The organism is Streptomyces chartreusis NRRL 3882 (assembly GCF_900236475.1).
Classification (GTDB): Bacteria; Actinomycetota; Actinomycetes; order Streptomycetales; family Streptomycetaceae; genus Streptomyces; species Streptomyces chartreusis_D.
The window spans coordinates 7,923,362-7,949,844 of record NZ_LT963352.1 but is presented as its reverse complement, the minus strand read 5'-3'; the positions used below and the strand labels follow the sequence as shown (position 1 = coordinate 7,949,844).

The window sequence follows — 26,483 nt, the reverse complement described above, 5'->3', positions numbered from 1 at the left end:
CGGGTGGGCGCGGCGACCGGTCCCGGCGGTCACCGGCAGGGCATCGCGGCGGGCCGACGAGGCTCTGTCAACTGGTCGGGCGCAGAGAGAGGTTGTAGTAGCGGATCTCCTCGTACTCTTCGAGTCCTTCTTGGCCTCCCTCGCGTCCCAGGCCGGACTGCTTGACCCCGCCGAACGGCGCGGCCGCGTTCGAGGGGACGCCCTGATTGATGCCGACCAGGCCGGTGGCGAGTTGGTCGGCCACGTTGAAGGCGCGGTCGAGGTTCTCGGTGAAGACGTAGCCGGCCAGGCCGTACTCGGTGTCGTTGGCGCGGGTGACGGCCTGGTCCTGGTGGGAGAAGCGCTGGATGGCGGCGACCGGTCCGAAGATCTCGGTGCGGGCGAGGTCGGCGTCGGCAGGTACGTGGTCCAGGAGCGTCGGTTCGAAGAAGGAGCCGGGGTGGCTGGGAGCGGAGCCGCCGGTGAGGAGGTGTGCGCCGCGCCGGGTCGCATCCTCGACGAGGCCGGAGAGTCTCGACACGGCCCTGTGGTCGATCACGGGGCCGAGGTCCACGCCGGGGGCGAGTCCGTGGCCTACACGCACGGCGGCCAGCCGGTCGGCCAGGGCGTCGACGAAAGCGTCGGCGATGCCGTCCTGGACGAGGATGCGGTTGGCGGCGATGCACGACTGGCCGCCGTTGCGCATCTTGGCGGCGAACGCGCCCTCGACGGCCCGCTCCAGGTCGGCGTCGTCGAAGACCAGCAGCGGGGCGTTGCCGCCCAGTTCCATGGAGCTCTTCAGCACGTTGTCCGCAGCGAGATGCAGCAGGACCTTGCCGACCGCGGTCGAGCCGGTGAAGGACACCTTGCGCACCCGCGGATCGGACAGCACGGCGGTGCTGAAGGCGGGGGCGTCCGTGGTGGTCACGACCTGCACCAGGTCTTCGGGGACACCGGCCGCGACCGCGAGCTGGACCGCGAAGATGGTGGTCAGCGGGGTGTTGGGCGCGGGTTTGATGACCACGGGGCAGCCGGCGGCGAGCGCGGGGGCTATCTTGCGGGTGGCCATGGCGAGGGGGAAGTTCCACGGGGTGATGAGGACCGACAACCCCACCGGTGCGCGTCGGGTGAGAAGACGAGCCCCTCCTGTGGGAGCGTCGCGGAGGTTTCCGGCCGGACGTACCGCTTCCTCCGCGTACCAGCGGACGAAGTCGGCGCCGTAGGAGACTTCGGCGCGGGCCTCGGCGAGCGGCTTGCCCATCTCGCGGGTGATGAGCAGGGCGATGATCTCGGAATTGCTTCTGATCAGGTCGTACCAGGCCCGCAGGATGTCGGCGCGGTGCCGGGTGGTGGTGGCGGCCCAGGACCGGCCGGCTTCGTCGGCGCGGGCGACGGCGGCGAGGGCCTGTTGGACGTCGAAGTCGGGGACCTGGGCGATCGTCCGGCCGGTGGCCGGATCGTGGACGTCGAAGGTGCGGGTCACGCCCGGCACGGCGAGAGTGAGGTTGGCCAGGACTTTGTCGGAGTCGGCCAGGGCGGTCGGTTCGATGTCGGGGAAGGTTTGCATCGTGGTCACTTGGCTTCCTGGGCGGAGATGACGGTGTCGATGGCGGCCACGAGCTGCCGGATCTCGTCGTCGGTGGTGACGAACGGGGGGCTGATCTGCACGGTGTTGCCGCGCAGCGGACGCGTGATGAAACCGTGTTCGACCAGTTCGTCGGTGACCGCTTCGGCGCTGAGGTCGTCCGTGAGCGTGATGCCGCCCAGGAACCCCGCCACGCGTGTCTCGACGACCGCTGCCCGGGCCGTGAGGGCGTTCAGTTCACGGGCGAGCAGCTGTTCCAGCTCGGTCACCCGGGGCAGCAGCTTGTCCTCGTCGAGGATGTCGAGGTTGCGCAGGGCGACGGCGGCGGCGGTGGCGTGCCCGGCGTAGGTGGCTCCGTGGCGGAAGACGGGGGTGTCGGAGGAGTCGCGGTAGAACGGCTGCCAGATGTGGGGTGCGACGAGCACGCCGCCCAGCGGGGCGTACCCGGACGTGACGCCCTTGGCGAAGGTGATCAGGTCGGGCCGCAGGCCGTACCGCTCGGTGGCGAACATGTGGCCGGTACGGCCGAACCCGGTGATGACCTCGTCGAGGATCAGGAGGATGTCGTTCTCGCGGCAGATGCGCTGCAGCCCCTCCAGGTAACCGGGGGCCGGCGGGTTGACGCCGCCGGTGCCCTGAATGGGCTCGGCCACGATCGCGGCGATCTTCTCCGGGCCGATGGTGCGCACCGTGCGCTCGACCGCGGCGATGTCGTGGGTCGACACGCGCGCGGTATCGGGCACCAGGGACTCGGTGCCGTACCCGGCGCGGTTGAAGTCGAGGCCGGCGATGCTGGTTCCGTAGGCGTGCAGGCCGTGGTAGGCGAACTCGCGGCTGAGGATCACGGTCTTGTCGGTGCGTCCCTCGCGCTGCCAGTGGCGGCGGGCGAGCTTGCAGGCGACGTCGATGGCGTCGGAACCGCCGCTGTTGAGGATGACCTTGGGGTCGTCGATGGGTGAGAGCCAGGCCAGGCGCTCGCCGAGTTCGACGGCTCGGTCGTTCAGGTAGCGGCCGAAGATGTGGTAGGTCTCCAGGCGCCGCATCTGCTCGTAGGCGGCCTCGGCGAGTTCGGGGCGGGCGTGGCCGACGTTCGCGTGCCACAGACCGGCGGTGCCGTCGAACAGACGCCGGCCATCGGTGGTGAAGACGTAACTGCCTTCCGCGCGGTCGACGGTCAGCTGGCGTCCCAGGACGGACGGGAGGTGGGCCTGGGCGCTCCAGAGGGCGGGCCCGGTCAGGACCGGCTGGTTCTCGTGGGACATGTCTTTTCCCCTAGTGGTGTGCGAGTTACTGGGCGGTGTAGCCGCCGTCGACGGGAAGGGTGATGCCGGTGATGTACTCGGCACTGGGTGAGGCGAGGAACGCGATGGCGCCTGCGACGTCCTGCGGGGTGGCCGGCCGCCCGAGCGGAATGGCGTCCGCCACCTTGCGGGCAACGGCTTCCGGGTCCTTCTGGGAGCTGAGCCATGCTTCGAAGAGCGATGTGCGGGTCATGCCGGGTGCCACGGCGTTGACGCGGATGTTGTACGGCGCGAGTTCCACCGCGGCCGCCGCCGTCAGGGCCTTCATCGCGCCCTTGCTGGCGCTGTAGACGCCCATCGTGGGGACGCCGACCGTGGCCAGCCGGGAGGTCACGTTGACGATGCTGCCGCCCGACTGCCGCATCGCGCGTCCCGCTGCCTGGAGGACGGCGATCGCCGCGAAGGTGTTGATCTCGAAGGTGGCACGGATCTCGGTGTCCGGGACGTCCAGCAGTTCCCCGGTGTGGTCGGCTGCCGCGTTGTTCACCACCACGTCCACCCTGCCGAACCGGTCGATGGCCTGGTCGAGGATGCGATCGGGTTCACCGTCCCTGGTGAGGTCGGCGGGGACGAAGCAGGCGCTGTCGGAGCCGAGTTCTCGCGTCACGGCCTCACCTCGTTCGCCGCAACGGCCGCTGAGGAGCACGGCGAATCCGTCCCCGTGGAGTCGCCGGGCGGTTTCGGCGCCTATCCCGGAGGTGGCGCCCGTGACGAGAGCCACCCGTGACGGCGTGGGTACGTGGGTCGTCATCGGCGCGCGGCGGCTTTCCGCGCGTTCCGCACGACCACGTACGTGGCGAGGATGACGGCCAGGCTGAGGACGCTGAGGTAGAGCTGTGAGCGGGCGTCCGGAACCAGCAGCATGGAGCTCAGAACGACGAGGATGCCCGCCAGGGTGATCCAGCTGAGGTACGGGTAGCCCCACATGCGCAGCTTGAGCAGCTCGGGGGTCTCCCGCTCCAGCCGGCGTCGCATGCGCAGCTGTGATCCGGCGATGATCGCGTAGACGAACAGGCCGACGGCCCCCGCGGAGTTGATGATGAAGTCGAAGACGGTGTCCGGCGCGACGTAGCTCATGGCGACGGCGACGTAGCCGGCGGACGTGCAGGCCAGGATGGCCTTCCAGGGCGTTCCCTTGCGGTTGCGGTCGGCGACCCATCGCGGCGCCCAGTTGTGGCGCTGGAGGGCGAACAGCATCCTCGAGGCCGTGTACAGGCCGGAGTTGAGGACGGACAGCACGGAGGTGAGGACGACCACGTTGATGATGGTGGTCGCCGCGGGGATGCCCATCTTGCCGAAGGCGGCCGCGTACGGGCTGGTCTGGGTCGGGATCTGGTGCCACGGGGTGATCATCACCAGCAGGGTCACCGAGCCGACGTAGAAGATGATCACACGCCACACCGTCGAGGAGGTCGCCTTGACGACGGACTTCACCGGGTCCGCGGACTCCGCGGCCGCGATGGTCACGATCTCCGTGCCGACGTACGCGAAGATCACCATGACGATGCCGTGCAGGATCGCCGACAGGCCGTGGGGGGCGAAGCCGCCCTGGTCGACGTTGCCGACCGACAGCTGCGACCCGGGCCAGACCCCGAGGGCGAAGAGGGTGCCGGCGGCGAGGAAGACGACGATCGTGACGATCTTGATGGAGGACAGCCAGAACTCGGTTTCACCGAACGAACGGGTGGACACGAGGTTCGAGGCGGTGAGCAGGAACATCAGGAACAGTGAGAAGACCCACTGGGGCACGCCCGGGATCCACAGCATGAGCAGTTTGGCGCCGGCGACCGCCTCGAACGCCACGACGCCGACCCAGAAGTACCAGTACAACCAGCCGATGGTGTAGCCGGCCCAGCCGCCGAGTGACGCACGGGCGTACTCCATGAACGACCCGAGGGCGGGTGAGGCGGTGGCCATCTCCCCCAGCATCCGCATGACGAGGATGACCAGGAGACCGCCGAGGGCGTAGGAGAGGATGGCGGCCGGGCCGACCGCGTGGATGACCGCTCCGCTGCCGACGAACAGGCTGGCGCCCACGATGCCGCCCAGGGCGATCATTCGAACATGCCGTTGTCTGAGCGTGCCCGGCACCTCGGGCTGGAGGTGCTCTGTGGTGACCTCGGAAGTTGTCTGCATTGTCTGAGCCTTTCTGCGGCGTCGTTGCCGGTGGTCGCGCATGCGACAACGGGGCCGTGCGCGCGCCGGGCGGTCTGCAGGTCGGAAGTGGACGTGGAGCACGCACTGGTGTCGCGGCGGCTGGGACGGGGCTGTGGTGCCGTCGAGTGATGGCACCCGCCCCGGGGCAAGCCTCCGAGCTGCCTGGAAGACCGTCGGCTGCGGAACTGTAGAACAGTTCTACTGTTGAGCGCTAGAGGCCCAGCTCGGTAGGATGACGCCATGACGGCACTCGACGGGTTGGTGGCCCGCAGGACGACGACCGCCCAGCAGATCGCGGACGGACTTTCGCAGCGGATTCTCGCGGGGGCCTTCCGCCCTGGTGAGCGCCTGCGCGAGAGTGCGATCGCCGCGGAACTCGGCATCGCGCGCAACACGGTCCGCGAGGCGGTCCGCCTGCTTGAGCACGGCGGCCTGGTCCGGTTCGAGGTGAACCGCGGGGCCGTGATCATCTCTCCGACACCCGAGACGGTCGCGGAGCTCTACACCGCTCGTCAGCGCCTGGAGACGGCCGCGCTGGCGGCGCCGCTCTCCGCTGACCAGCTCACGGTCGCGGAAGAGGCCTACGCCCGCCTGGAGACGGCGACCGCGTCACATGAACGTGCCGACATCGTGGCCGCGGATCTGGCTTTCCACGCGGCGATCGTGGCAGCCCTCGGCAGTAGCCGCATCGACGCGTTCTACGCGGGACTGACTCGGGAACTGCGCTTCTACCTCATGGCCCTGTCCGCGCACGAGCGGGAGTACGAGAACCCGAGCAAGGTGGTCAGCGAGCACGAGCCGCTCATGGAGGCGGTCCGGGCAGGCGATACCCAGCGCGCACAGCGCGAGGCGAGCCACCACATCGAGACGAACGCCGAGAGGGTGCAGCGGATCCTGGCTGCCCACAACGACGGTTGACGCCTGTACCTCATGCGCACGGTGTCAGCGTCAGCCGTTGAGCCAGACCACCTACCCGTGAGGGGGCGCAGTGCGGCCCGAGCGCCGGCGGCGGGGAACCGCGCCGGCTGTCGGTCCCCGAGCTGACGCCGTTCGAGAAACCGGCGAAGAAAGCGAAGAAACGATTCCACGCCTTGGCATCCTCTTGGCGTAATGGAAACGATTTTCACATACTCTTCCGTCAAGATCCCCTTGATCGTCACCGTCGGAAGACAAGAACGCGAACCATGAGAACACCCCGCCGCCGACTGATGGCCGGCTTGCTCCTCGCCCCCTTCCTCACCGGCTGCTTCGCCCCCAACGACAACGCTTCACCGTCCTCCGACCCGTCCGGCTCCGGAGCGGGAGCGCGACTGCGCGTGGCACTGGCCTTCGCACCGACCGAGCACTATTCCCCGTACGGCCAGGACGCCTTCATCATGTCCCGGCTGGACGTCTCGGAAGGGCTGACCAAGCTGGACGCCAACGGCACCGCCATCCCCGCGCTCGCCGAGTCGTGGAGCAGCGACAAGGACGACAAGAGCTGGGTGTTCACGCTGCGGCACGCCACGTTCCAGGACGGCACCGAGGTCACCGCCAAGGCCGTCGCATCCGCGCTCACCCATGCCGCCCGAGCGGAGCCGGCACCCACCGCCCTCACCGGCATACAGCTGACCGCCGAGGCCGAGGGCGAGGACCGGCTGCGGATCGACACCGACAGGGCCGACCCGGTACTGCCGCTGCGGCTGTCGAACCCGAGCCTGGCGGTGTTCTCCCCGAAGGCGTACGAGAAGAACGGCGCCGTGAACCCGGTCGGCACCGCCACCGGCCCCTTCGAGATCACAAAGATCACCGGTGACACGGCGGCCACCCTGAGCCGCTTCGACGGCTACTGGGACGGCCTCGCCCAGGCCCCCGGCATCGACGTCCAGTTCATCGCCGACGGCACCGCCCGCGCCAACGCCCTGCGCACCGGACAGGTGGACATCGCCCAGGCGATCCCCGTCGCGCAGATCGCCTCCCTGGACAAGGACACCGTCCACGAGACGGACACCGCCCGCGACACCAGCCTGTACCTGAACACCAAGTCCGGCGCCTTCACCGACCCCGGGCTGCGGGCCGCCGCGCGCGAGGCGATCGACACCTCCGTCATCGCCAAGGACGTGTACGAGGGATACGCCGAACCCGCCAAGGGGCTCTTCGGCCCTGCCCTGCCCTGGACGGCCGGGAAACGCGTCGCGCCCACCGGACGGGCGAAGGCCACCAAGCCCGACGGTAAGACCGTCACCATCGCCACCTACTCCACCCGGCCCGAGCTGCCCGAGGTCGCCCAGGTGCTGCAACAGGACCTGGAGAAGGCCGGGTTCGAGGTGAAGCTGGTGGTGCGCAGTGACTCGCAGGTCGAGAGCGACATGCTGGCCGGCAAGTACGACGCCGCCGTGACCTCCCGCAACATGATGCTCGACACGGGCGACCCCGTCTCCGTCCTGGCCAGCGACTTCACCTGCCACGGCACCTACAATTTGTCGCTGCTGTGCGACAAGAACGTCGACCGGCTCGTCGCCGCCGCCCAGAACGAATCCGACACGACCAGGCGGCAGGACGCCGCCATGAAAGCGGAAGCGGCGATCCTCGGCACCGACGCGGTGATCCCCCTCGTCCACGTGAAGGCCGTCCTGGGCATCGGCAAGTCGGTGCAGGGCGCCCTGTTCAGCTGGGACGAGCGGCAGTACGTCGGAACAGGAACCCGGCGCTGAACCGCGCGTCCGACCGCTCCGGCGGCCCCACGCGGCTGTGGCGGGCTGTGCCGGCTGCCGCCTTGGTCTGCGGGATCGGCCTGCTGCCCTGGCTGTCGCGCACCGACCCCGCGCTGACCGTGCTCAAGGCCCGCTCCGCGGAGCGCGATCCGACCCCCGGGGCACTGGCCGCCGTGCGTGACCAACTCGGCCTGGACGACGGCCCGTTGTCCCTGCTCGGGCGCTGGCTGGTCCGACTGCTGCACGGGGACGCGGGCCGGTCCTGGGTCTCCGGCGGCGAGGTACTGCCCTCCGCCGTACAGGCCCTCGGCGTTTCCCTGACACTGATGGGCGGAGCCGTCGCGGTCGCCGTGTGCACAGTCGCCGCGGTGTGCGCCCGCACCCTGTGGCTGGGCTCGAGGCGCCGGCTCGGCGCCAGACGCCCGGGCGGCACCGGATCGGCGATGCTGGCCGCACTGCCCGAGTTCCTCGTCGCCTCCGTCCTCGCCTCGGTCATCGGCGTGCAGCTCGGCTGGCTGCCCGCGCTGGGCTGGTACGGCCCGCAGAGCATGGTGCTGCCCTCGATCGCCCTCGGCCTGCCCGCCGGGGCGGTGCTCGGGCGGCTGCTGGACGACCTGCTGCCCGGCACGTTCGCCGAGCCATGGGCGCTCGCGGCCGCCGCCCGTGGCGTCCCTCCCTCGTCCGTGGCCCGCCAGGCGCTGCGGCGCTGCGTGCCCGCACTGCTGCCCAACCTGGGCCTGTTCGTGGTCGGCCTGACCGGCGGTGCCGTCGCCGTTGAGCAGATCTTCGACATCCCCGGCCTCGGCCGGCTCACCCTGCGCGCCGCCCTCGCCCAGGACCTGCCCGTCCTGCAGACCGGCACGCTCGCCCTGGTCCTGCTCGCCGTGGTCACCGGTGCCCTGGCGCGGCTCACCGCCCGGCTGCTGACCGGGCCCGCGCTGCGCGACGGCGCCCTGCGCTCCCTGCACCCGCCCGCGCCGTCCGCGCGCCGCGTCCTTCCCCTGCTGTACGGGGCGCTGCTGGCCGCCGTCATCGGCCTCGGCCTGCCGCGCGACCCGCTCGCGCTGGACCCCGCCGCCCGGCTCCGGGCCCCTTCCTGGTCGCAGCCCTTCGGCACCGACGCGCTCGGCCGCGACATGCTGGCCCGCGTCGCCCACGGCGCGCTCACCACCCTCGGCGTCGCCCTGGCCGTGAGCGCCGCCGCTCTCGTCACTGGCGTACTGCTGGGTCTGCTCCCCCGCCTGTCCGGGCCGGTGGCCGAGACCATCAACGCCGTTCCACCGATCCTGGCCGGCCTCCTCGTCACCGGCCTCGCGGGAAGCGGCCCGTGGACGCCGGCACTCGCCGTGGCCGCCGTCGCGTGGACCCCGCTGGCCACCCACACCTCCGCACTCCTCCAGCAGGAACGCGCCACCACCCACCTGACCGCCACCCGCGCGCTCGGCGCCACGGAGTGGTACCTGCTCACCCGCGAACTGCTCCCCGCCGTCCTGCCGCCCGTCGTCCGCCACGCCCTGCTCCGGCTCCCCGGCATCGCGCTGAACCTGGCCGCTCTCGGCTTTCTCGGTCTCGGCGCCCAGCCGCCCTCCCCTGACTGGGGCCTGCTGCTCGCCGAGAACCAGCCGTACGCCGAGCGTGCCCCCTGGGCGGTCCTCTTCCCCGCCGCCGTACTCGCCCTGCTGGGCGCGCTGGCGGTGACGGCCGCGGGCGGCATACGTCTCCCCCGGCGACGGAAGCGGCCGGGCAGCCCCTCCGGTACAACCGGCGCGCGCGCAGATGTGACCGGCTCCCGTGGCGGACGAGGCACTGCTCGACGAGCTCGTCGGTGGTGAGGATCACGGTCGGCACGCCGGCTGGACGAGTCCGCTGCTTCGGCCTGGCCCAGAAGGCCAGAGAGATGCTCTGTTCTCACAGCCCTCAGAAACTCGGCTTCTTCCGGAGCGTGAAGCCGGAGGGTGGAGCCAGGATCATCCTGGCTCCACCCGTGGTGAGGGCGTGTCACTGGAACTGTGCGAAGAACCTCCAGATCTCTGCTTTGGTCCAGGTGGCGACGCCGCTTTCGTTGGGGGAGCCGTCGACCGGACCGGGTATGTGGCCTCCGTCGAAGGCGGCCCATTGGACCGGGTATCCGGCACGGCAGCCCGAGTAGGTGGTGGTGATGTGCGTTCGGCTGCCCGGCGCGGGCTCGCGCGGGCTCTGGGCGGCGCAGCCGTTGTTGCGGACGAACCTGTCGCGCAGGGACCGTCCTTGCGCGATGTTGAGGACGGAGTCGCTGACGCCGTGGATTCCGAAGTAGGCGATGGGCTGGGTGCCGCCGCTGCACCCGCTGATCTCGGCGCCGGATATGACCGCGACGGCCCTGAAGACGTTCGCCCGGCTGCATGCGAGTGCGTAGCTCATTCCGCCGCCCCAGCTGAATCCCGTGGCGAAACGCTGTGCCGGGTTGACACAGAGGCCGCCCTCGATCCGCCGGATCATGTCGTCGACGAAGGTGATGTCCTCACCGCCGGAATTGGCCCAGCCGTTGCCGAGGCCCTGGGGGGCGACGAGGATCGCGGTGTTGTTCGACTGTTCCTGCTGGCCGTAGTAGGACCAGGCGCTCCCGCTCGTGCCGCCCGAGGCGACGTCACCGGCGGTTCCGCCCCGCCAGTGGAACGCGAAGATCAGCCGGTAGCGGTGGGTGTTGTCGTAGTTGGCGGGCACCCTGAGGATGAAGCTGCGGGTCTTGCCCCCGCTCTGAATCGTGTGCGTACCGCTCGTCAGAGCCGGGGCGTTGCCGCATCCGCCGGCGCCACCACCGGACGACAGCTTGACCAACTGCCACTGCTGGTTGGCGCCGCCCCAGTCGGTGTACTGGACGACGTTGCCGCCGTCGGCGGTGGAGGAGCCCTGCACCTCCACCGCCTTGCCGCTGTTGCGGTTGATCAGCCGGACGTGGCCCGCTTCGGAGTCGGCCAGGCGGAACTGCTGGTTGGCCCCGTTGTGGTCGGCCCACTGCTGGATCGCGGCACCGTCAGCGGTCGAGGCGCCGGCCACGTCGAGGACCTTGTCCGAATGCCGGGCCTTGAGGCGGTAGAAGCCGCCGCCCGAGTCCACGAACTGCCACTGCTGGTTGGCTCCGTCGTGGCGCGTCCACTGGCTCACCCGCGCGCCGTCGGCGGTGGAGGTGCCGGAGACGTCCAGCGCCTTGCCGCTGTTGCGATTGACCAGGACGTACCAGGCATTGGTGTCCACCGTCGCCGCCTCGGCGGGCGTCGGCTTCACCGCGGCGAGCATGCCGATCGCGAGGGTCGCCGTCACCACGGCGGCGAGGCGGGACCACCAGCGATGTGTTCGTGGAGGGGCGGGGGAAGCCGCACCGTAGGTCTTCATCGATTCACCCCTTCGTTCGTGGCAGGTCCCATCAGGTGCGGGTCCAGCGTTGGTTGCTGCCGTTCGAGCAGGAGTAGAGCTGGATCAGGGTGCCGTTGGCGGTGCCACTTGCGACGGCGTCGAGGCAGAGGCCGGACTGGACGCCGACGATGGATCCGTCGGAGTTGAGGCGCCATTTCTGGTTGTCGCCGCCCCAGCAGCTGTAGATCTGGACTTTCGCGCCGTTGCCCGTGCCGGCGGCGTCCAGGCACTTGTTGCCGTAGACCCTGAGCTCGCCGGCGGCGGTGTACGTCCACTGCTGGTTGGTGCCGTTGTGGCAGTCCCACAGGTGGAGCTGGGTGCCGTCGGTGGTACTGGTGCCGGGCACGTCCAGGCAGCGGCCCGAACCGACGCCCTTGATCTGTCCGGAATCCGCAGGGGGCGTGGAGGTGCCGCCGTTGAGTGCGTTGAGGACGGCGGTGTAAGCGGGCTTCTTGCTGCCGTCGCGGTTGAACAGCAGCGGCGTGTGCTCCGGTCGCCAGGAGTCGGAGTCGCGCACACCCCAGACGGTGATGCCGAGGCAGCGCGGGACGGCCAGACAGTCGTTGGTCACGTTGGCGTAGGTCGAGGCCGGGGCGCCCTGGATGTCGAGCTCGGTGATGGCCACGTCGACGCCGAGGGCGGCGAAGTTCTGCAGGGTGGTGCGGAAGTTGCTGTTGTACGGGCTGCCGCTGTTGAAGTGCGACTGGAAGCCGACGCAGTCGATCGGCACGCCGCGCTGCTTGAAGTCCCTGACCATGGCGTACATGGCCTGGGTCTTGGCCCAGGTCCAGTTCTCGACGTTGTAGTCGTTGTAGCAGAGCTTGGCGGCCGGGTCGGCGGCGCGCGCGGTGCGGAAGGCGACCTCGATCCAGTCGTTGCCGGTGCGCTGGAGGTTGGAGTCGCGCCGGGCTCCCGAACTGCCGTCGGCGAAGGCCTCGTTCACGACGTCCCACTGGGCGATCTTGCCCTTGTAGTGGGCCATCACGCCGTTGATGTGGTTGATCATCGCCTGGCGCAGCGTGCTGCCGCTGAGGCTCTGCATCCAGCCGGGCTGCTGGGAGTGCCAGGCCAGGGTGTGGCCGCGCACCTGCTTGCCGTTCTGCACCGCCCAGTTGTAGACGCGGTCACCGGCGGTGAAGTTGAACTGGCCCCGCTGCGGTTCGGTGGCGTCGATCTTCATCTCGTTCTCGGCCGTCACCATGTTGAACTCACGGCCCGCGATCGCCGTGTACGCCGAGTCGCCCAGCCTGCCCGAGGCGATGGCGGTGCCGAAGTAGCGGCCGCTCTGTGCCGCCGCGGCGCCGAGCGTGCTCTCGGCGGCGTGTGCGGTCGGCGGCGAGACCAGTGCGGCGACCACGCCGAGGACGCCGACGACCAGCGCCAGGAACAGGCCGCGGATCTTCCGGCGGATAGCGGGTCTGGGAAGGGCATATGCGCCCATGGCTGTGCCTCCAAGGTAGAAATCACGGAAGGACCGAAGCGCAGGGGAATGCGTCGTCCGCTCCCACTCGGCAGACGGACAGGGCGGGCCGGAACCCGGGCGGCACGGAATCACCGGACGCCACGGTCACGCTGTGCGAACCTCACCGGAACGTGACGGGGTGGCGCAGGTTGCAGGTGCTTTGGTGCGCGGATCTGTCGTGCGGCTGTGCGTGGTCTGCGTGGATCTGCCGTGCAGCACAGATGGCTCAGGGCCGACGTGGCTCGATATCTCGAACGATGGCCGCTTCCTCAGACAGGGATGATTGAGGTCTTGACGATGATCGTCAATACTTCCCGCAGAAGAAGTTTCGGATCCTCGACCGAAACATTCAGGGATCCCCTGCGCGCCGGACGGCGAACCCCCGGCGCCTCCGTCGACGGATACCGCAGCGCCGGGGCCGGGACGAGCGTGCGGACGCCATGTGCTGGACGATGCGCTGTTTGTGGACAGATCGGCGACAAGCCTTGACCGGAGGGCCTCGCATTCCTAGCTTGTGGCGTCAAAGCTTCCGGGAATTCCTCGAAACGTTTCGAGATTTGTCCCTGCCCCGGCAGTCCGCTCCGCGGTTCATCGGGGTCACCTCACCCCCGCCCCCCAAAGGAGGGCCCTCCGATGTGGTTTCGCCACCCGTCCCCGGTCCGTCTCAGACGCTTACTCGCCGTCCTCGCGCCCTTGCTGCTCGTGGCCACCTTCCTCGGCGCCCAGCCCGCCGGCGCGGCGACGGTAGACCCCAACGCCTCGTACGTGCTGGTCAACCGCAACAGCGGCAAGGCGCTGGACGTCTACAACATGGCGACCAACGACGGCGCCCGCATCACCCAGTGGACCAGAAACGATCAGAACCAGCAGCAGTGGCAGTTCGTCGATTCCGGGGGCGGCTACTACCGCATCAAGTCCCGCCACTCCGGCAAGGTCCTGGACGTCCACAACTGGTCCACCGCGAACGGCGGCTCGATCGTCCAGTGGGCCGACCTGAACGCCACCAACCAGCAGTGGCGACTGGCCGACAGCTCGGACGGCTACGTGAGGCTCATTTCGCGCCACAGCAACAAGGCACTCGAAGTACAAGGCGCCTCCACCGCCGACAACGCGAACGTCGTCCAGTACGACGACTGGGGCGGCAGCAACCAGCAGTGGCAGCTCGTCAAGGTCGGCGCCGACAATCCCGGCCCGTGCGACCTTCCGTCGACATACCGCTGGACGTCAACGGGCGCGCTGGCGCAGCCCAAGCCGGGGTGGGTCTCGCTCAAGGACTTCACCGTCGTCCCGTACAACGGCAGGCAACTCGTCTATGCGACGACGCACGACACGGGGACGCGCTGGGGTTCGATGAACTTCGGCCTGTTCACCAACTGGTCAGAGATGGCCTCGGCCAGCCAGAACACGATGTCGAATTCCACCGTCGCGCCCACGCTCTTCTACTTCGCGCCGAAGAACATCTGGGTGCTCGCCTACCAGTGGGGCAGGACGGCCTTCTCCTACCGGACGTCGAGCGACCCCACCAACCCGAATGGCTGGTCATCCGAGCAGGTGCTCTTCTCCGGAAGCATCTCCGGCTCCGGAACAGGACCCATCGACCAGACGCTCATCGCTGACGGGACGAACATGTACCTGTTCTTCGCCGGCGACAACGGCAAGATCTACCGGGCCAGTATGCCGATCGGGAACTTCCCGGGCAGCTTCGGCTCGAACTCGACAGTGGTCATGAGCGATACGACGAACAACCTGTTCGAAGCCCCGCAGGTCTACAAGCTCCAGGGCCAGAACCGCTACCTCATGATCGTCGAGGCGATCGGCTCGCAGGGGCGCTACTTCCGCTCGTTCACGGCCACCAGTCTGAACGGCACCTGGACACCCCAGGCCGCGACCGAGAGCAATCCCTTCGCCGGCAAGGCCAACAGCGGCGCCACCTGGACCAACGACATCAGCCACGGCGAGCTGATCCGCACCAGCCCCGATCAGACCATGACCGTCGATCCCTGCAATCTGCAGTTGCTCTACCAGGGGCGCAGCCCCAACTCCGGCGGCGACTACGGCCTCCTGCCCTACCGTCCGGGTCTGCTGACACTGCGGCGCTGACGGCGTGACACCAGCCCGGCTCCGGTACGGAGCCGGGCGGCGGGCTCGGCGGAAGGCCGAGCCCGCCCGGGTCGGGTCACGCGACAACGTCAGCGCTCGTACGGCGACGGAGCGCGGGGCCGGGCAACGCTCACCAGCCCGAGTGAGTGGTTCGTCCTACCCTTCGCCCCGAGGGGCCGCGCCCATGGACGCCGGTCCGGCCGGCCCGAGGGCGACCGGATACAGTGCGCGAGACGGCAGCCTGGTCCGGGAGGGGAAGCGTGACCGACACCAGCAACACCCGACCCGCCGACGGCGAAGCGCAAGCTCCCCAGGAGAGCCGACTGCACCGCCTGATGCGCTACATCCCCCTGATCGCCCCCGTCCTGCTGTGGGCCGTGCCCTGCTGGGTGCTCCTGCACACCGGCCAGCACTGGCCGCTGCCCGTCGCACTGGTCGGCACCGCCCTGTTCGCCCTCGGCCTCGTCGGTATGCCGCTCGCCATGGTGCGCGGCCACGGCCGGCGTCAGCAGGACCGGGCGGCGATCGTCGGTGACACCCTGCTGGGCACCAGCTGGGCCCTGTTCACCTGGTCCGTTCTGCTCGGCGTCCCCTTGCGGCTCGCCCTGACCGTGGCCGGCGTCGGCGAGAGTCAGGACCGGGCCCGAATCGTCACATGGGCCGTCCTCGGCACAACCGCCGTGCTACTCGCCTGGGGGTACGCCGAAGCCCGCCGCGTGCCGCGCGTGCGCCGACTCGACGTGCAACTCCCCCGGTTGGGTGCCGGGCTGGACGGCATCCGCGTCGTCCTCATCACCGACACCCACTACGGCCCGCTCGATCGCACTCGCTGGTCGGCGCGGGTCTGCGAGACGGTGAACTCTCTGGAAGCCGACCTGGTCTGCCACACCGGCGACATCGCGGACGGCACGGCCGAACGCCGTCGCGCCCAGGCCGTCCCACTCGGTACCGTGCGGGCCACCCGGGCTCGTGTCTACGTCACCGGCAACCACGAGTACTACAGCGAGGCCCAGGGCTGGGTCGACCTCATGGGCGAGCTGGGCTGGGAGCCGCTGCGCAACCGCCACCTGCTGCTCGAACGCGGAGGCGACACCCTCGTGGTCGCCGGCGTGGATGACGTCACCGCCGAGTCCTCCGGCCTGGCGGGCCACCGCGCCCACCTCGCCGGAGCCTTGAACGGCGCCGACCCCGACCTGCCCGTCCTGCTCCTGGCACACCAGCCGAAGTTCGTCGACCGGGCGGCAGCCGTCGGCATCGACCTCCAACTCTCCGGCCACACCCACGGCGGCCAGATCTGGCCCTTCCACCACCTGGTCCGCATCGACCAGCCCGCCCTCGCCGGCCTCAGCCACCACGGCACCCGCACCCTCCTCTACACCAGCCGCGGCACCGGTTTCTGGGGCCCGCCGTTCCGCGTCTTCGCCCCCAGCGAGATCACCCTGCTCGTGCTCCGCTCCCCAGTGAAGCCCCCGCGTCCCGGTCGTCCGTAGCCGAGCCGGACAGGCCGCCCGCGACCCGCGAGCGGCCTGCTGTTCAGGTTTTTCCTACTGACTGCCCATCAGTTCTGTTCGCTGGTCCGGCGCCTGCGTGCGAGGTAGACCGCGGCGGTGCCGACTGCCACGACCGCGAGTCCGGCACCCGCGAGGACGGGAGTGCTGCTCGACGCGCCGGTCTCGGCGAGATCTCCGTTCGTGGTGGGGTGGTTCGCCCCCGTGTCCGTGCCGGGCTCGGGCGTGGCCGACTCGCTGGAGGTCGGGGACGGGGACGCGCTCGCACCGGGCGCGTCGTTCGCGGCGAGCACCGCCGCGAAGGCGCCTGCGATCACTTTGTGGCCCTCGGCGTTGGGGTGCGGGTCCTTCTTCGTGCACGCCCAGGTCAGCTGACAGATCTTGGCCACGTTCGCCGGCACCTCGCCCGCGCCGGGCACGTTCACCTGGGTGGTGAAGTCGTCCGAGGAGAAGGCCCCGGCCACGTCCGCCACCTTGAAGCCCGTCGACTTGTACACCTGGGTGATCCCGGTGTTGGCGGCCTTGACCAGGGGTGCCGACTCCTTGGCGGCCTGCTGCCCCGCGGCCCCCTGCAGCCAGGCTCCCAGGAACGGGTTGTGGTACGTCGAGCCCACGAACTGGGTGTCGTCCGTGCCCGCCTTGCGGAGCGCGCCGGTGATCTGGGCGAGGTTCTTCGCCATGGATTGGCGCGCGCTGTTCAGGCACGCCCCGTCGAGCGTGCCGGCCGGGCTGACGCAATTGAGGAGGATGTCGTTCGCGCCCACGCTGAGGGTCACGTAGGCGACCTTGCCGTGGTGCTGGGCCATGGCCTGCAGGGCGGCGTCCAGTTGCGACTTGGCGTTCGGGTAGTCGCACTTTCCGCCCTTGAGCAGAGACTCGGTGGTCTCAGCGGTGCAGCCCAGGCGTATGTGCTTCAGTCCGGGGGTGCGCTGCTTGAGCTGCGCGTAGAGCTGGTCGGTGTAGGCGACGTCGGTGTCCTTGTCGACGTCCGGCTGGTAGCCAGAGGCCAGGGAGTCGCCGAGCGAGATGTAGTACGTGGTGTCCTTGGCGCCGGTCGCCTCGTCGGCGGCGGCCAGTCCGGGCGTGCCCAGCACGATCGTCATGGCGGCGACAGCCAGCCTCGGGACGACACTCTGAAGGGGTCTCATCACTTACGTGTGCGCTTTCCAGTTGTTGGGGGGTTGAATGCCTCAAGGACGCGGAATCGCCACGGTTTTCGGGCACCCGAAAAGGTCCTTGATTAAGGCATGGGGGGACGCCTCCGTGAAGCTGCGGGATCTGTCCGACTTTGCATCGGAGGCATGGGCGTCAACCTAGCAACGCCTACACCGACTTGAGTATGGGAAACCGATAAAGGGAAGGTCACAATGACATGCGTAATCATCAGAAGTGCCAGGCCGGCAGGGAATTGGTGACCGGACCCGTCGGTAGCCATTCGCTGAGTGATCGACAGCGCAGTAATTGCTACGACCACTTTCACGTCCGGTCGGACGCGGCCGCGAAGAACAGCCGACGCGCAGGCGAACATTCCGAACACGGCCGGTGCACGGGCGTGGTCCACCCCGACCAGGCAGCACGTCAGGCCGACTGCGCGTGTCCCACCCACCCCGGCACCGCGTCAGCCGGGCGCGGGCGCCGAGGCCGAGGTCCCCAGGGATTCCCTGCGCAACGGCATGCCGGACCGGCCGTCACCGCCGGTCCTGACCGCCAGCACCTGGTTGACACCCATCGTGTTGTTCCCGAACCCGACCGCCGAGGCCGCCATGTACAGGCGCCACACCCGCGCCCACCCGGGCGAGGTCAGCTCGACCGCCTCGTCCCAGTGCGCTTCGAGGTTGGCCACCCACGTTGCCCACGTCGTAGTGGTGACTGATGGCCGCCTTGTCACGGCGCATGCTGTGCGCGGGACCGCGACGGCGCACCACCTCCTCGGCGGGCAGTGCCGGAGTCCATGGCCAGGACGGCCGAGACCAAGGCCCGCAGGCAGACGCGCTCGGCTTCCTCGTCCGGCAGGGACAGGTGCTGCATCGTCAGTCCGTCGAAGCCGGCCAGGAAGAACCTCGCGAACGTCTCAGCGGGCTGGCCGAGCTGGTGACCGGTGCGTTCGGCGGCCTGGTCGACGAGCCTTGTCGTCACCGCCAGGACCTCGCTGCAGTGGCTCTGAAGAGCCTCCTTCAGGTGTGGCGTACGCAGGGCGAACATGCTCAGCTCGGTGAGCAGTTGGTGCGGGGCGGGCTGTTCGAGCACGGTACGCCAGAGTGCTTCGGCGAGCGTGACGATGGTGTCCTCGAAGCTCGCGTCCGTGGGCGCGGCCCGTGTCACCTGGTCGATCAGGTCGTGCGTGAGCTGTTCCATGACAGCCCGGTACAGCTCCTCCTTCGTGCCGAAGGTGTAGTGCACGGTCGCCTGGGCCACGCCGAGCTCGGCGGCGATCGCGCGGGTGCTGCCGGCGGCGACACCCTCCCTGGCCATGAGGCCGATGGCCGCCTTGATCAGTTGTGGGCGGCGCTCCGCCGCGGATACATGAGCCATGACACGATCCTTGTCCGACTCAGCCTGTCGAACAGGTCGCTCGACGCATCATCGGGTTCATGAGGATGGCCGCTTCTCGGCCGGCGGCCGGGCGGACGCGGCGTACCGGCCACCGGCCACCGGCCCAGGAGTCGCTGCCCGTCAGGGGGCGGTCCTCGACGCCTCGGAACGGAGCAGGGTGTTGAGGTTGGCCATGGACGCGCGCATGCCGGCGCGCATCGCGGGCTGCTGTACGCGGTCGAGGAGCAGGCCCAGTGGACCTAGGCCGATGGCGTACTCGACCTGGTAGAGCATCTCCGTCGCCTCCCGGCCGTCGGCGCTCTGGACCGGGCGGAACTCGAAGGTGTTGGTGACGTCCTGGAGCGGGGCGAAGCCGGTGCCGGTGTCGACGCGGCGCTCGAAGGGCTCGATCTCCCGGACGGTCCAGACCGAGTCGGTCTTGAGCGGGCCGAGGGTGCGGTTGCGCTCGGAGTAGGTCTTGCCGACGGTGGCGACGCCGTGGTGGTCGGTGACCTCGATGGCGCCGGCGACCCACTCGGCGTACCGGTCGGTGCGGGAGATGACGTCCCACACCCGCCCGAGGGGGGCGTCGATGACGGCGGTCTCGGCGACGACGAAACGGTTCATGACAGGGTTCCCTTGCTTGTTGGTTGGCCCGCGCGTCGGTGATCGACGGTGCGCGGCACAGCGTCCGGGTCGTCACCGCGGCCGCCCTGATCATGTTCACCGTCTTCGCCGGGTTCTTCCCGCTCGACGACGCCCTGATCAAGCCCATCGCCTTCGCGCTCGCCGTCGGCGTCGCCATCGACGCCTTCGCCGTCCGCCTGACCCTCGTCCCGGCAGTCCTCGCCCTCGCCGGACGGCACGCCTGGTGGCTCCCCGCCTGGCTCGACCGCGTCCTGCCCGACCTCGACGTCGAGGGCACCCGCCTCCAGAAGGCCCCGGAGGTGGAGCACAAGGAGCCCGAGCGAGTCTCCTGAACCGGCTGCGCACCCCGCCCGCCTCCTCGACGTTCCGCCGGAGGACAACCAGCAGCTCATCGACTGGGGCAACCGCATCATCGGCAACACCGACCCCGACTACGCCGACGTCCTGCTCGACAGCGCGGAGAGCGAGCAGTACCGAACCACCTGCCCTTCCCACTAGAAGCTGCCGGTCGAGGGCAGCCTCACCTGACCTGGGCCAGGGGACAGCAGGAGGGCGCCTGACGAGGGCCGGTGCCCGTCAGGCGCCCCTACCGACGAGGTAGGACCTGCCTAGCGCCGGTGGTCTCCCACGGTGACGATGCCCTTCGTCCTGGCGCCGGTCCTGTTGTCGTAGAGGACATCTCCGGTGGACTTCTTCCAGATCTTGATGCGGAAGGTGTCCGGGCCGTCGGTGGCGGTGACTCTGAAGGCGTAGCCGTCCTTGCCGCCCACCGTGCCGGTGCCCTGGTACACGGCCTGGGAGCCGTTCACCACGAGCCAGTCGGAGCCGGTCGAGCGGAAGGTGAGCCGGGCGGGGCCGAAGACGAACGTGGCCTTGCCGGTGGGGACCGTGGCTCCCTTGCGGTACCGGGCGTCCAGGGTGAACGCCGCCTTGCCGGTCAGCCCCGGCTCGCCCGGGTAGGCACCGGCCGGCGAGGTGATCGTGCCGACGCCGGTAGCGGGTCCGGCGGCACGGTCGTAGACGATCAGCTCGGCGAGCGTGGTGGTGTCCGTGCCCTCGTCGTCGTCGGTGACCGTGACGACCGGGCGGTGGATGCCCGCGTCGTCGTAGACGTGTGCGGCGCGGCAGCCCGAGTCGGTGACCGTGCCGGTCGTCGGCCGGCTGCCGTCCTTCCAGTCGACCTCGCAGGTGTGGCTGTCGGCCGTGCCCGGGTCGTCGAAGGAGGCCGTGACCACGGCGGGCTTGCCGGCCGGGACGGGTGAGCCGGGACCCTCGGCTGACGTGATCGACGGGGCGGCGTTGGAGACCTTGACGGTCGCGGTGTCGGTGCCGCGCCCGCCCGTGAGGGTGACCTCGAAGGTGCCGTCGTCGGTGCAGGTGAGGGTCGTGCGGGCGGCTGCGGGGTCCTCGACTGCGCACGGGGCACCGTCCTGGACGGTCCACTTGGGGGTGCCTGCCCCGGAGACGGTGCCGGCGAGCGTGATCGCCTCGCCCTCGGTGCCGGTGGCGTCCGGCCCGGCGTGGACGACGGTGACCGGGTCGATGCCGCCGAGGGTCGGGACGACCTTCTCGATCAGGCCGTCGGAGTCGAACTCCAGCTTGTCGATGGTGGTTTCGCGGTGGGTGCCGTCGCCCCCGGGGATGGCGAAGCGGTGGTAGGCGATGTACCAGTCGTCGGTGTTCGGGACGTGGACGACGGAGTGGTGGCCCGGGCCCTTGATGCCCAAGGACAGGTCCTTCTCCAGGATCACGCCCCGCTTGGTCCACGGGCCGGTGGGCGAGGGGCCGGTCGCGTAGGCGACGCGGTAGTTCTCGTCCCGGGTGTCGTTCTCCGACCACATGAAGTAGTAGGTGCCCTTGCGCTTGACGACGAAAGTGCCCTCGTTGTAGCCGCTCGGGGTGATGTCCTGGACCTTCGAGGTGTCGATGGAGGTCATGTCGTCGCCCAGCGGGACGACGTAGGCGCGGCCGTTGCCCCAGTAGAGGTACTTCGTGCCGTCGTCGTCGGTGAAGACCGCCGGGTCGATCATCTGGCCGCGGAAGTCACCGGCCTTCAGCAGCGGTTTGCCCAGGGCGTCCTTGAACGGCCCGGTGGGCGAGTCGGACACCGCGACGCCGATGTTCGCGTCGGCGCAGAAGTAGAAGTAGTACTTCCCGTCCTTCTCGGTGATCGCCGGTGCCCAGGCCCGGCTGTCCGCCCAGCTGACGTCCGGCCCCAGGTCGAGGATGACGCCGTGGTCCTTCCAGTGGACCAGGTCCGTGGAGGACCAGGCCTTGAACTGCGTGCCGCTCCAGCCCTCGAAGCCGTCGGTCGTCGGGTAGATGTAGAAGGTGTCGCCGAAGCGCACGATGTTCGGGTCGGCGTTCAGGCCCGGCAGGACCGGGGTCCTCATGATGAGCGCCGAGACCTTCCAGGTGCGCTTCTTGCCGTCCGACCCGGTGACCTCGTACGTCACCGGCTGGGTGAAGTCGTGCACGCTGCCGGAGGCGGGGCTGATCGTCGCGCCTTCGGCGAGCGCGAACTCCGGTGCCAGCGCGGTGAGGTCGGTGCCCTCCTTCATCGGCAGGGTGATCGTGCCGCCCGCGTTGTCGACGATCGCGTCGACCTCGAGCGCCGGGTGCGTCGCCTTGGCGATGCCCGCCGTGTTGCCGCTGAGCTCCATGACCTCGGCGCCCGTCAGGGCACGGTCGTAGATGCGGAAGTCGTCGACCTCGCCGCCGAAGTAGGGGTCGGCCGCGTACAGGGACCGGCCGATGTAGCCGCTGTAGTCCTTGGCCGCGTCGTACAGCTCGGACGGTTTGATGGTGGTCGTCGTGCGGGCCGCCTCGACGCCGTCCGCGTAGAGGACCATCGTGCCGGTGGCGCCGTCCAGCGTCACCGTGACGTGCCGCCACTGGCCGGGCGTGAGCTGCGAGCCGGCCGTCAGCTTCGACTCCGCCGACCAACTCGCCTTCGTGATGGCCGAGTAGAGGCTGGAGCCCCCGTTGGACGGAGTGGCGAACAGGTACTTGTCGCTGTCGGGACCGAGCCCGAACAGCCACTGGAAGCTGCTGCCGCCCTTCCACTTGGCGTACGTCGACACCGTCACGCTGTCGGCGCCCTTCAGCACACCGTTGGGGATCTTCACGTACGGCGAGCCGGAGTCGCCGGACATCTTGAACGAACCGCCGTGCACGCCGCCGCCGAAGTCGGGGGTACGGACGTAGGTGCCGTGGTAGCCGTGCCCGCTGGAGTCCTGGGCGATGCTGCCGCCCGTCTCGTCGAAGTCGTAGTGCAGGAGCAGGTCCGCCGGGACGTCGGAGCCCTCGTCCGACACGGTCACTTCGGCCCGGACCGGAATCGCGGCGCCGTTCGGCAGGGTGCCGGTCACGGTGAAGGTGCCCGGCTGTGCGTACGACGACGCCGGTACGTCCGCCCAGTCGACGGAGACCGGCCGCTTGACGCCGTCGGCGTACTCGGCGACGACGGTGGCCGGCAGGACCGGGGCGACGCCGACCCGCGTCTTCACCGACACGTCCTCGACGCTCTTGACGACCTGGTCGGGCTGGTAGGCGCGCAGCAGCCGGTCGTACTCGGCCTGGGTGACCGGCAGCACGGTGCCGTGCCGGGGCTTGGCGGGCAGGTCGTAGCCGGTGGACGGGGTCCAGGTGCCGGAGTCCAGGTCGGTCGTCTCGAACGGGATGTAGCCGCGGCCGCCGAACTCGTCGAGGAACGCGTACCACTTCTCCTCGGTGTTGGACTTGAACACCAGCGGTCCCTCGGCGGCGTTCATCGCGCCCTTGCCGATGCCCTCGGCGACCGGGGCCCAGGACGGGTTCAGGATCGAGTCGCTCTTCTCCTGGAAGACGAACTTGCTGTTGGGGGTGGAGGAGGTGTTGTTCCGCTCGTCCTTGGACAGGCGGTAGTACGTGCCGTCGTGCCGGATCATCGTGGAGTCGATGACCGAGTAGCCGCGGTCGATCCACACCTTGGGCTCGCTGAAGGTGTAGAAGTCGCGGGTGGTGGCGTACATCATGCGGTTGTACGTGTCGCCGGAGTGGTCGGCGTTGTCGTACAGCTTCGACGCCCAGAAGACGACGTACTCACCGCGCTCGGCGTCGTAGAAGGCTTCCGGTGCCCAGGTGTTGCCGGCGCTGTCGGGTGAGACCTTGACCAGGCGCTGGTTCGTCCAGTGCACCAGGTCGGTGGACTCCCAGACCATGATGGACTTGCTGCCGTTGCGCTGGGCGGCGTCCCAGTCGCCGTTGCCGTAGATCCTCAGGTCGGTGGCGATCTGGTAGAACTTGTCGCCCTCCGGGGAGCGGATGATGAACGGGTCGCGCAGGCCCTTCTCGCCGAGCGTGGAGGTGAGGACCGGCTTGCCGTCGTTCAGTTCACGCCAGTGCAGCGGGTCGTTGCCCTTGCTCAGGGCGGCGTAGAGCTGTTCGCCGTCCGAGGTGCCCTCGCCGGTGAAGTAGCTGAACATGTAGCCCTTGAGGGCCGCCTCGGCGGGCAGTTCGGGCACTCTGGCCGTCATGACGCGCGTGGCCTCGGCCTGGCCCTTGGTGACGGTGGCGGTCAGCTCGACGGTGGTGGCGCCGTCACCGTGCGCGGGGCGGTGGACCTCGCCGTCGGCGGAGACGACGTCCGGCTTCGCGGAGGACCACGTGACGGTCGTGCCGAGGGCGCCGCTCCTGGGCAGGGTGAGGTTGCCGCGCGCGTCGTCGAGGTTGTGCACCGTGAGCGCCTCGGCGGCCTGCCGGGTGGCGGCGGCGTCGTCGAGCGCGGGCCGGACCGTGACGTCGAAGGTCTTGGTGCCGGTCACGGTGCCCTTCTTCAGGGTCGCCGTGAGCGTGGCACGGCCGTCCGGTGAACCGGCCTCGGGGCGGGTCACCTTGCCGGTGTCCGACACGACGGACGGGTTGTCGCTGTCCCAGGTGATGGAGGAGCCGCCGGCCGGGCCGGTCCTGGGCAGGTCCAGGTCGGAGGTGACGCCGCTGGTGTCACCGAGGCTCAGCGCCTCCTTGTCGTCGGCGACGCCCTGCGTGGCGACGGGGAGGGAGAGCTGCTCGACCTCCGGACCGTCCAGTGCCCGGTCGTATACACGGAAGTCACGTATCCGGCCCTTGAAGAGCTTGTCGCCGTCGTAGACGGACTTGCCGATGTAGTTGGCCTTGGTGCTGCCGGAGCCGATGGCGCCGGGCGTGGTGGTGACCGAGGTGTTGCGGCCGACCTCGACGCCGTCCTCGTAGAGCACACCCGTGGAGCCGGTCTGGGTGTAGGAGACGTGCTTCCACACGCCGCGGGTCAGGTTGTGGGAGTCGGACGGCTTGGTGGTCTGCTCGGTCGACCAGTTGCCCGTCGCGACGGAGGTGCGGAAGGAGTTGCCGGTGGTGAACAGGTATCCGTTGCCGCTGCCCGCGCTGGTGTTGCCGAAGCCGTAGAGGAAGTAGGGCGTGCTCTGGGCGGAGTCGATCAGTACGTCCATGGAGACGGTGATCGAGTCCATGCCCTTCATGACGTCGTCCGGCACCTTGATGTAGGTGTCCGATCCGTTGAAGGCGAGCCCCTGACCGGATGCCGACCAGCCGGCGGTGCCGCTGACCGTGCCGTCGCGGCCGTGGCCGGAGGCGTCGGTCGCGGTGCTGCCGGAGTCTGCGTCGAGCTTGTACCACAGGGCCAGGCCGTCGGCGATGTCCGCGGCTTCGGCCACCGGTGCGGCCGGTGCCGCTTCTGCGGAGGCGGTGGGTCCGGCGAGGGTGAGCAGCATCGACGCGGCGGTCAGCCCGGCGAGATGGCCCGCCCGGCGTCTCGCGCCGCTGCGAAGTCGTGCGAATCGTGCGACGTGCGTCATGTCGAGGTTCCCTGCTGAGGCATGGCTGATGACGGACAAGGCGGAACGCGGAACGAGGAGCCGGCGAGGCGACGGCAAACCCTTGCCGTGGGGCCTGCCGTTACACGCAGGTGACGTGTGTTGCGAGAGTCTCAGTCGACGCCCAGGGCAGCGTCAATAGGTTTCGAACAATGTCCGACAGGTCGAACAGATTCGTGCGACTCGCGGTGGTCCACGTGGTCAGCGCGGAATGCCGCGCGTGTACGTGTCGGCTGTTCGGCGCAGAATCGCCTCCGCGTCGTCGACGATCCTCCGTACGATCTCGGCCGCCGGAAGGACGTCGTGGACGAGGGCTGCCGACTGGCCGGTGAAGGGCAGGAATTCGTGCCCGCGGCCCTCGAGCATGGCTCCCACGATGCGGGGACCGGCTTCGGCCGGCTGCAGCTGCTCGGGATGCGCTTCGGCGTCGTCGAGGAAGGGCGTACGCAGCGAGCGGGGGAAGGCGTAGCCACCGGGCCGTGAGAACGGCGGCATGAAGCGGTCGCTGTGTTCCAGTTTGACGGTGTCGCGTGCGTCGGCGGCGACGATCCGGTCCTTCCACTCGGTGGCGACGTTCATCTCCACCGATGCGAGCAGACGTGTGCCGATGGCCACGCCCTGCGCGCCCAGGGCCAGTGCCGCCGCCAGGCCCCGGCCGTCGGCGATGCCGCCCGCGGCCACGACGGGCGTGTCTCCCGCGATGTCCACCACCTGCGGAACCAGCACCATCGTGGCCACCTCGCCGCCCTGGCCGCCCGCCTCGCCACCCTGGGCGACGATGACGTCCGCGCCCGCACGCACGGCCTGCTCCGCCTGCTGGACGTCCATGACCTGCTGGATCCACAGGATGCCCGCGTCGTGGGCGCGCTCGATCAGGTCGCCGGGAACGCCGAGGTGGAACGAGACGGCAGCCGGGCGCTCGTCCAGGGTGGCCTGGAACGCCTCCTCGTTCAGCGGGCGGAGGGTGTGGTTGATGGCGAAGGGCCGGTCGGTCAGCTCCCGCATACGGGCCCACTGGCGCCGTAGGTCGGCGAGCGGGCGCACCGCCGTGCCCAGACTGCCGAGGGCCCCCGCCCCGCACAGGGCGGCAGCGAGGTCGACCTGCTCGAACGGCCCGTACGGTGCGCCGATGACGGGCACCTCGATACCGAGTACGTCACACAGTCGCGTCCGCAGCATCGTCGCCTCCTCCCGGCACCCGGTCGGTCGGTGCCGTTCCCGACCATCCTGACCCGCCGACGGCGCCGGCGCACGGCACGCCGGTGCGCCGTGG

Annotated in this window: 17 protein-coding genes and 2 pseudogenes; 7 read left to right on the top strand and 12 right to left on the bottom strand. The window is 69.6% G+C overall.

Going from position 1 to position 26,483, the window contains the following annotated elements; all coding sequences use genetic code 11:
* Positions 1-67: 67 nt before the first annotated feature.
* Genes SCNRRL3882_RS35900 through SCNRRL3882_RS35885 form a run of 4 tightly spaced genes read right to left on the bottom strand, consistent with a single transcriptional unit; the run spans position 68 to position 5,001 of the window.
* Positions 68-1,546 (bottom strand): NAD-dependent succinate-semialdehyde dehydrogenase, encoded by a 1,479-nt coding sequence (locus SCNRRL3882_RS35900; RefSeq protein ID WP_102515050.1) that lies wholly within the window; start codon positions 1,544-1,546, stop codon positions 68-70.
* Between the two features lie 5 nt (positions 1,547-1,551).
* Positions 1,552-2,826, bottom strand: a complete 1,275-nt coding sequence (locus tag SCNRRL3882_RS35895) for an aspartate aminotransferase family protein (RefSeq protein WP_010045584.1) — start codon at positions 2,824-2,826, stop codon at positions 1,552-1,554.
* A gap of 25 nt (positions 2,827-2,851) precedes the next feature.
* Complete coding sequence (locus tag SCNRRL3882_RS35890; RefSeq protein WP_029181564.1) at positions 2,852-3,616, bottom strand: SDR family NAD(P)-dependent oxidoreductase; 765 nt, start codon at positions 3,614-3,616, stop codon at positions 2,852-2,854.
* Positions 3,613-5,001, bottom strand: coding sequence for an amino acid permease (locus SCNRRL3882_RS35885; protein WP_029181563.1), 1,389 nt, complete (start codon positions 4,999-5,001; stop codon positions 3,613-3,615). Before SCNRRL3882_RS35885 ends, SCNRRL3882_RS35890 begins: the two co-directional genes overlap by 4 nt.
* A gap of 261 nt (positions 5,002-5,262) precedes the next feature.
* Here SCNRRL3882_RS35885 and SCNRRL3882_RS35880 point away from each other — a divergent pair, with 261 nt between their 5' ends.
* From SCNRRL3882_RS35880 to SCNRRL3882_RS35870, 3 genes are all read left to right on the top strand, one after another.
* The gene (locus SCNRRL3882_RS35880) at positions 5,263-5,940 is read left to right on the top strand and encodes a GntR family transcriptional regulator (RefSeq protein ID WP_010045580.1); all 678 of its coding nucleotides are present in this window, start codon (positions 5,263-5,265) and stop codon (positions 5,938-5,940) included.
* A gap of 266 nt (positions 5,941-6,206) precedes the next feature.
* Entirely contained in the window at positions 6,207-7,715 is a 1,509-nt protein-coding gene (locus tag SCNRRL3882_RS35875) for an ABC transporter substrate-binding protein (protein WP_029181562.1), read from the top strand.
* A gap of 62 nt (positions 7,716-7,777) precedes the next feature.
* Positions 7,778-9,547, top strand: a complete 1,770-nt coding sequence (locus SCNRRL3882_RS35870) for an ABC transporter permease subunit (RefSeq protein ID WP_231911194.1) — start codon at positions 7,778-7,780, stop codon at positions 9,545-9,547.
* A gap of 166 nt (positions 9,548-9,713) precedes the next feature.
* On the opposite strand, the gene SCNRRL3882_RS35865 is transcribed toward SCNRRL3882_RS35870, so the two are convergent.
* Entirely contained in the window at positions 9,714-11,087 is a 1,374-nt protein-coding gene (locus tag SCNRRL3882_RS35865) for an RICIN domain-containing protein (protein WP_102514908.1), read from the bottom strand.
* A gap of 31 nt (positions 11,088-11,118) precedes the next feature.
* Positions 11,119-12,549, bottom strand: coding sequence for an endo-1,4-beta-xylanase (locus tag SCNRRL3882_RS35860; RefSeq protein ID WP_010045570.1), 1,431 nt, complete (start codon positions 12,547-12,549; stop codon positions 11,119-11,121).
* Positions 12,550-13,203: 654 nt separating this feature from the next.
* On the opposite strand from SCNRRL3882_RS35860, the gene SCNRRL3882_RS35855 reads away from it, so the two are divergent.
* Positions 13,204-14,670: a non-reducing end alpha-L-arabinofuranosidase family hydrolase gene (locus tag SCNRRL3882_RS35855; protein WP_010045567.1), complete on the top strand. Its 1,467-nt coding sequence runs from the start codon at positions 13,204-13,206 to the stop codon at positions 14,668-14,670.
* A gap of 260 nt (positions 14,671-14,930) precedes the next feature.
* The gene (locus SCNRRL3882_RS35850; protein WP_010045565.1) at positions 14,931-16,160 is read left to right on the top strand and encodes a metallophosphoesterase; all 1,230 of its coding nucleotides are present in this window, start codon (positions 14,931-14,933) and stop codon (positions 16,158-16,160) included.
* A 68-nt stretch (positions 16,161-16,228) separates the two neighbouring features.
* Here SCNRRL3882_RS35850 and SCNRRL3882_RS35845 read toward each other — a convergent pair whose 3' ends face one another.
* From SCNRRL3882_RS35845 to SCNRRL3882_RS35830, 4 genes and pseudogenes are all read right to left on the bottom strand, one after another.
* Positions 16,229-17,281 (bottom strand): SGNH/GDSL hydrolase family protein, encoded by a 1,053-nt coding sequence (locus tag SCNRRL3882_RS35845; RefSeq protein ID WP_010045563.1) that lies wholly within the window; start codon positions 17,279-17,281, stop codon positions 16,229-16,231.
* Positions 17,282-17,796: 515 nt separating this feature from the next.
* Positions 17,797-18,036, bottom strand: a pseudogene (locus SCNRRL3882_RS35840) (class I SAM-dependent methyltransferase); the annotation flags it as partial.
* Between the two features lie 26 nt (positions 18,037-18,062).
* Positions 18,063-18,710: a TetR/AcrR family transcriptional regulator gene (locus SCNRRL3882_RS35835; RefSeq protein ID WP_010045558.1), complete on the bottom strand. Its 648-nt coding sequence runs from the start codon at positions 18,708-18,710 to the stop codon at positions 18,063-18,065.
* Positions 18,711-18,851: 141 nt separating this feature from the next.
* Positions 18,852-19,337, bottom strand: a complete 486-nt coding sequence (locus tag SCNRRL3882_RS35830; protein ID WP_010045556.1) for an SRPBCC family protein — start codon at positions 19,335-19,337, stop codon at positions 18,852-18,854.
* A gap of 23 nt (positions 19,338-19,360) precedes the next feature.
* On the opposite strand from SCNRRL3882_RS35830, the gene SCNRRL3882_RS35825 reads away from it, so the two are divergent.
* Positions 19,361-19,690, top strand: a complete 330-nt coding sequence (locus tag SCNRRL3882_RS35825; RefSeq protein WP_078602938.1) for an MMPL family transporter — start codon at positions 19,361-19,363, stop codon at positions 19,688-19,690.
* Positions 19,691-19,706: 16 nt separating this feature from the next.
* A pseudogene (locus SCNRRL3882_RS42010) lies at positions 19,707-19,835 on the top strand (cytochrome P450); the annotation flags it as partial.
* A 131-nt stretch (positions 19,836-19,966) separates the two neighbouring features.
* Here the strand turns inward: SCNRRL3882_RS42010 and SCNRRL3882_RS35815 are convergent.
* Both SCNRRL3882_RS35815 and SCNRRL3882_RS35810 read right to left on the bottom strand, forming a co-directional pair.
* Positions 19,967-25,192, bottom strand: a complete 5,226-nt coding sequence (locus SCNRRL3882_RS35815) for a family 43 glycosylhydrolase (RefSeq protein WP_010045549.1) — start codon at positions 25,190-25,192, stop codon at positions 19,967-19,969.
* A gap of 219 nt (positions 25,193-25,411) precedes the next feature.
* The gene (locus SCNRRL3882_RS35810; RefSeq protein ID WP_010045547.1) at positions 25,412-26,389 is read right to left on the bottom strand and encodes an NAD(P)H-dependent flavin oxidoreductase; all 978 of its coding nucleotides are present in this window, start codon (positions 26,387-26,389) and stop codon (positions 25,412-25,414) included.
* Positions 26,390-26,483: the final 94 nt, after the last annotated feature.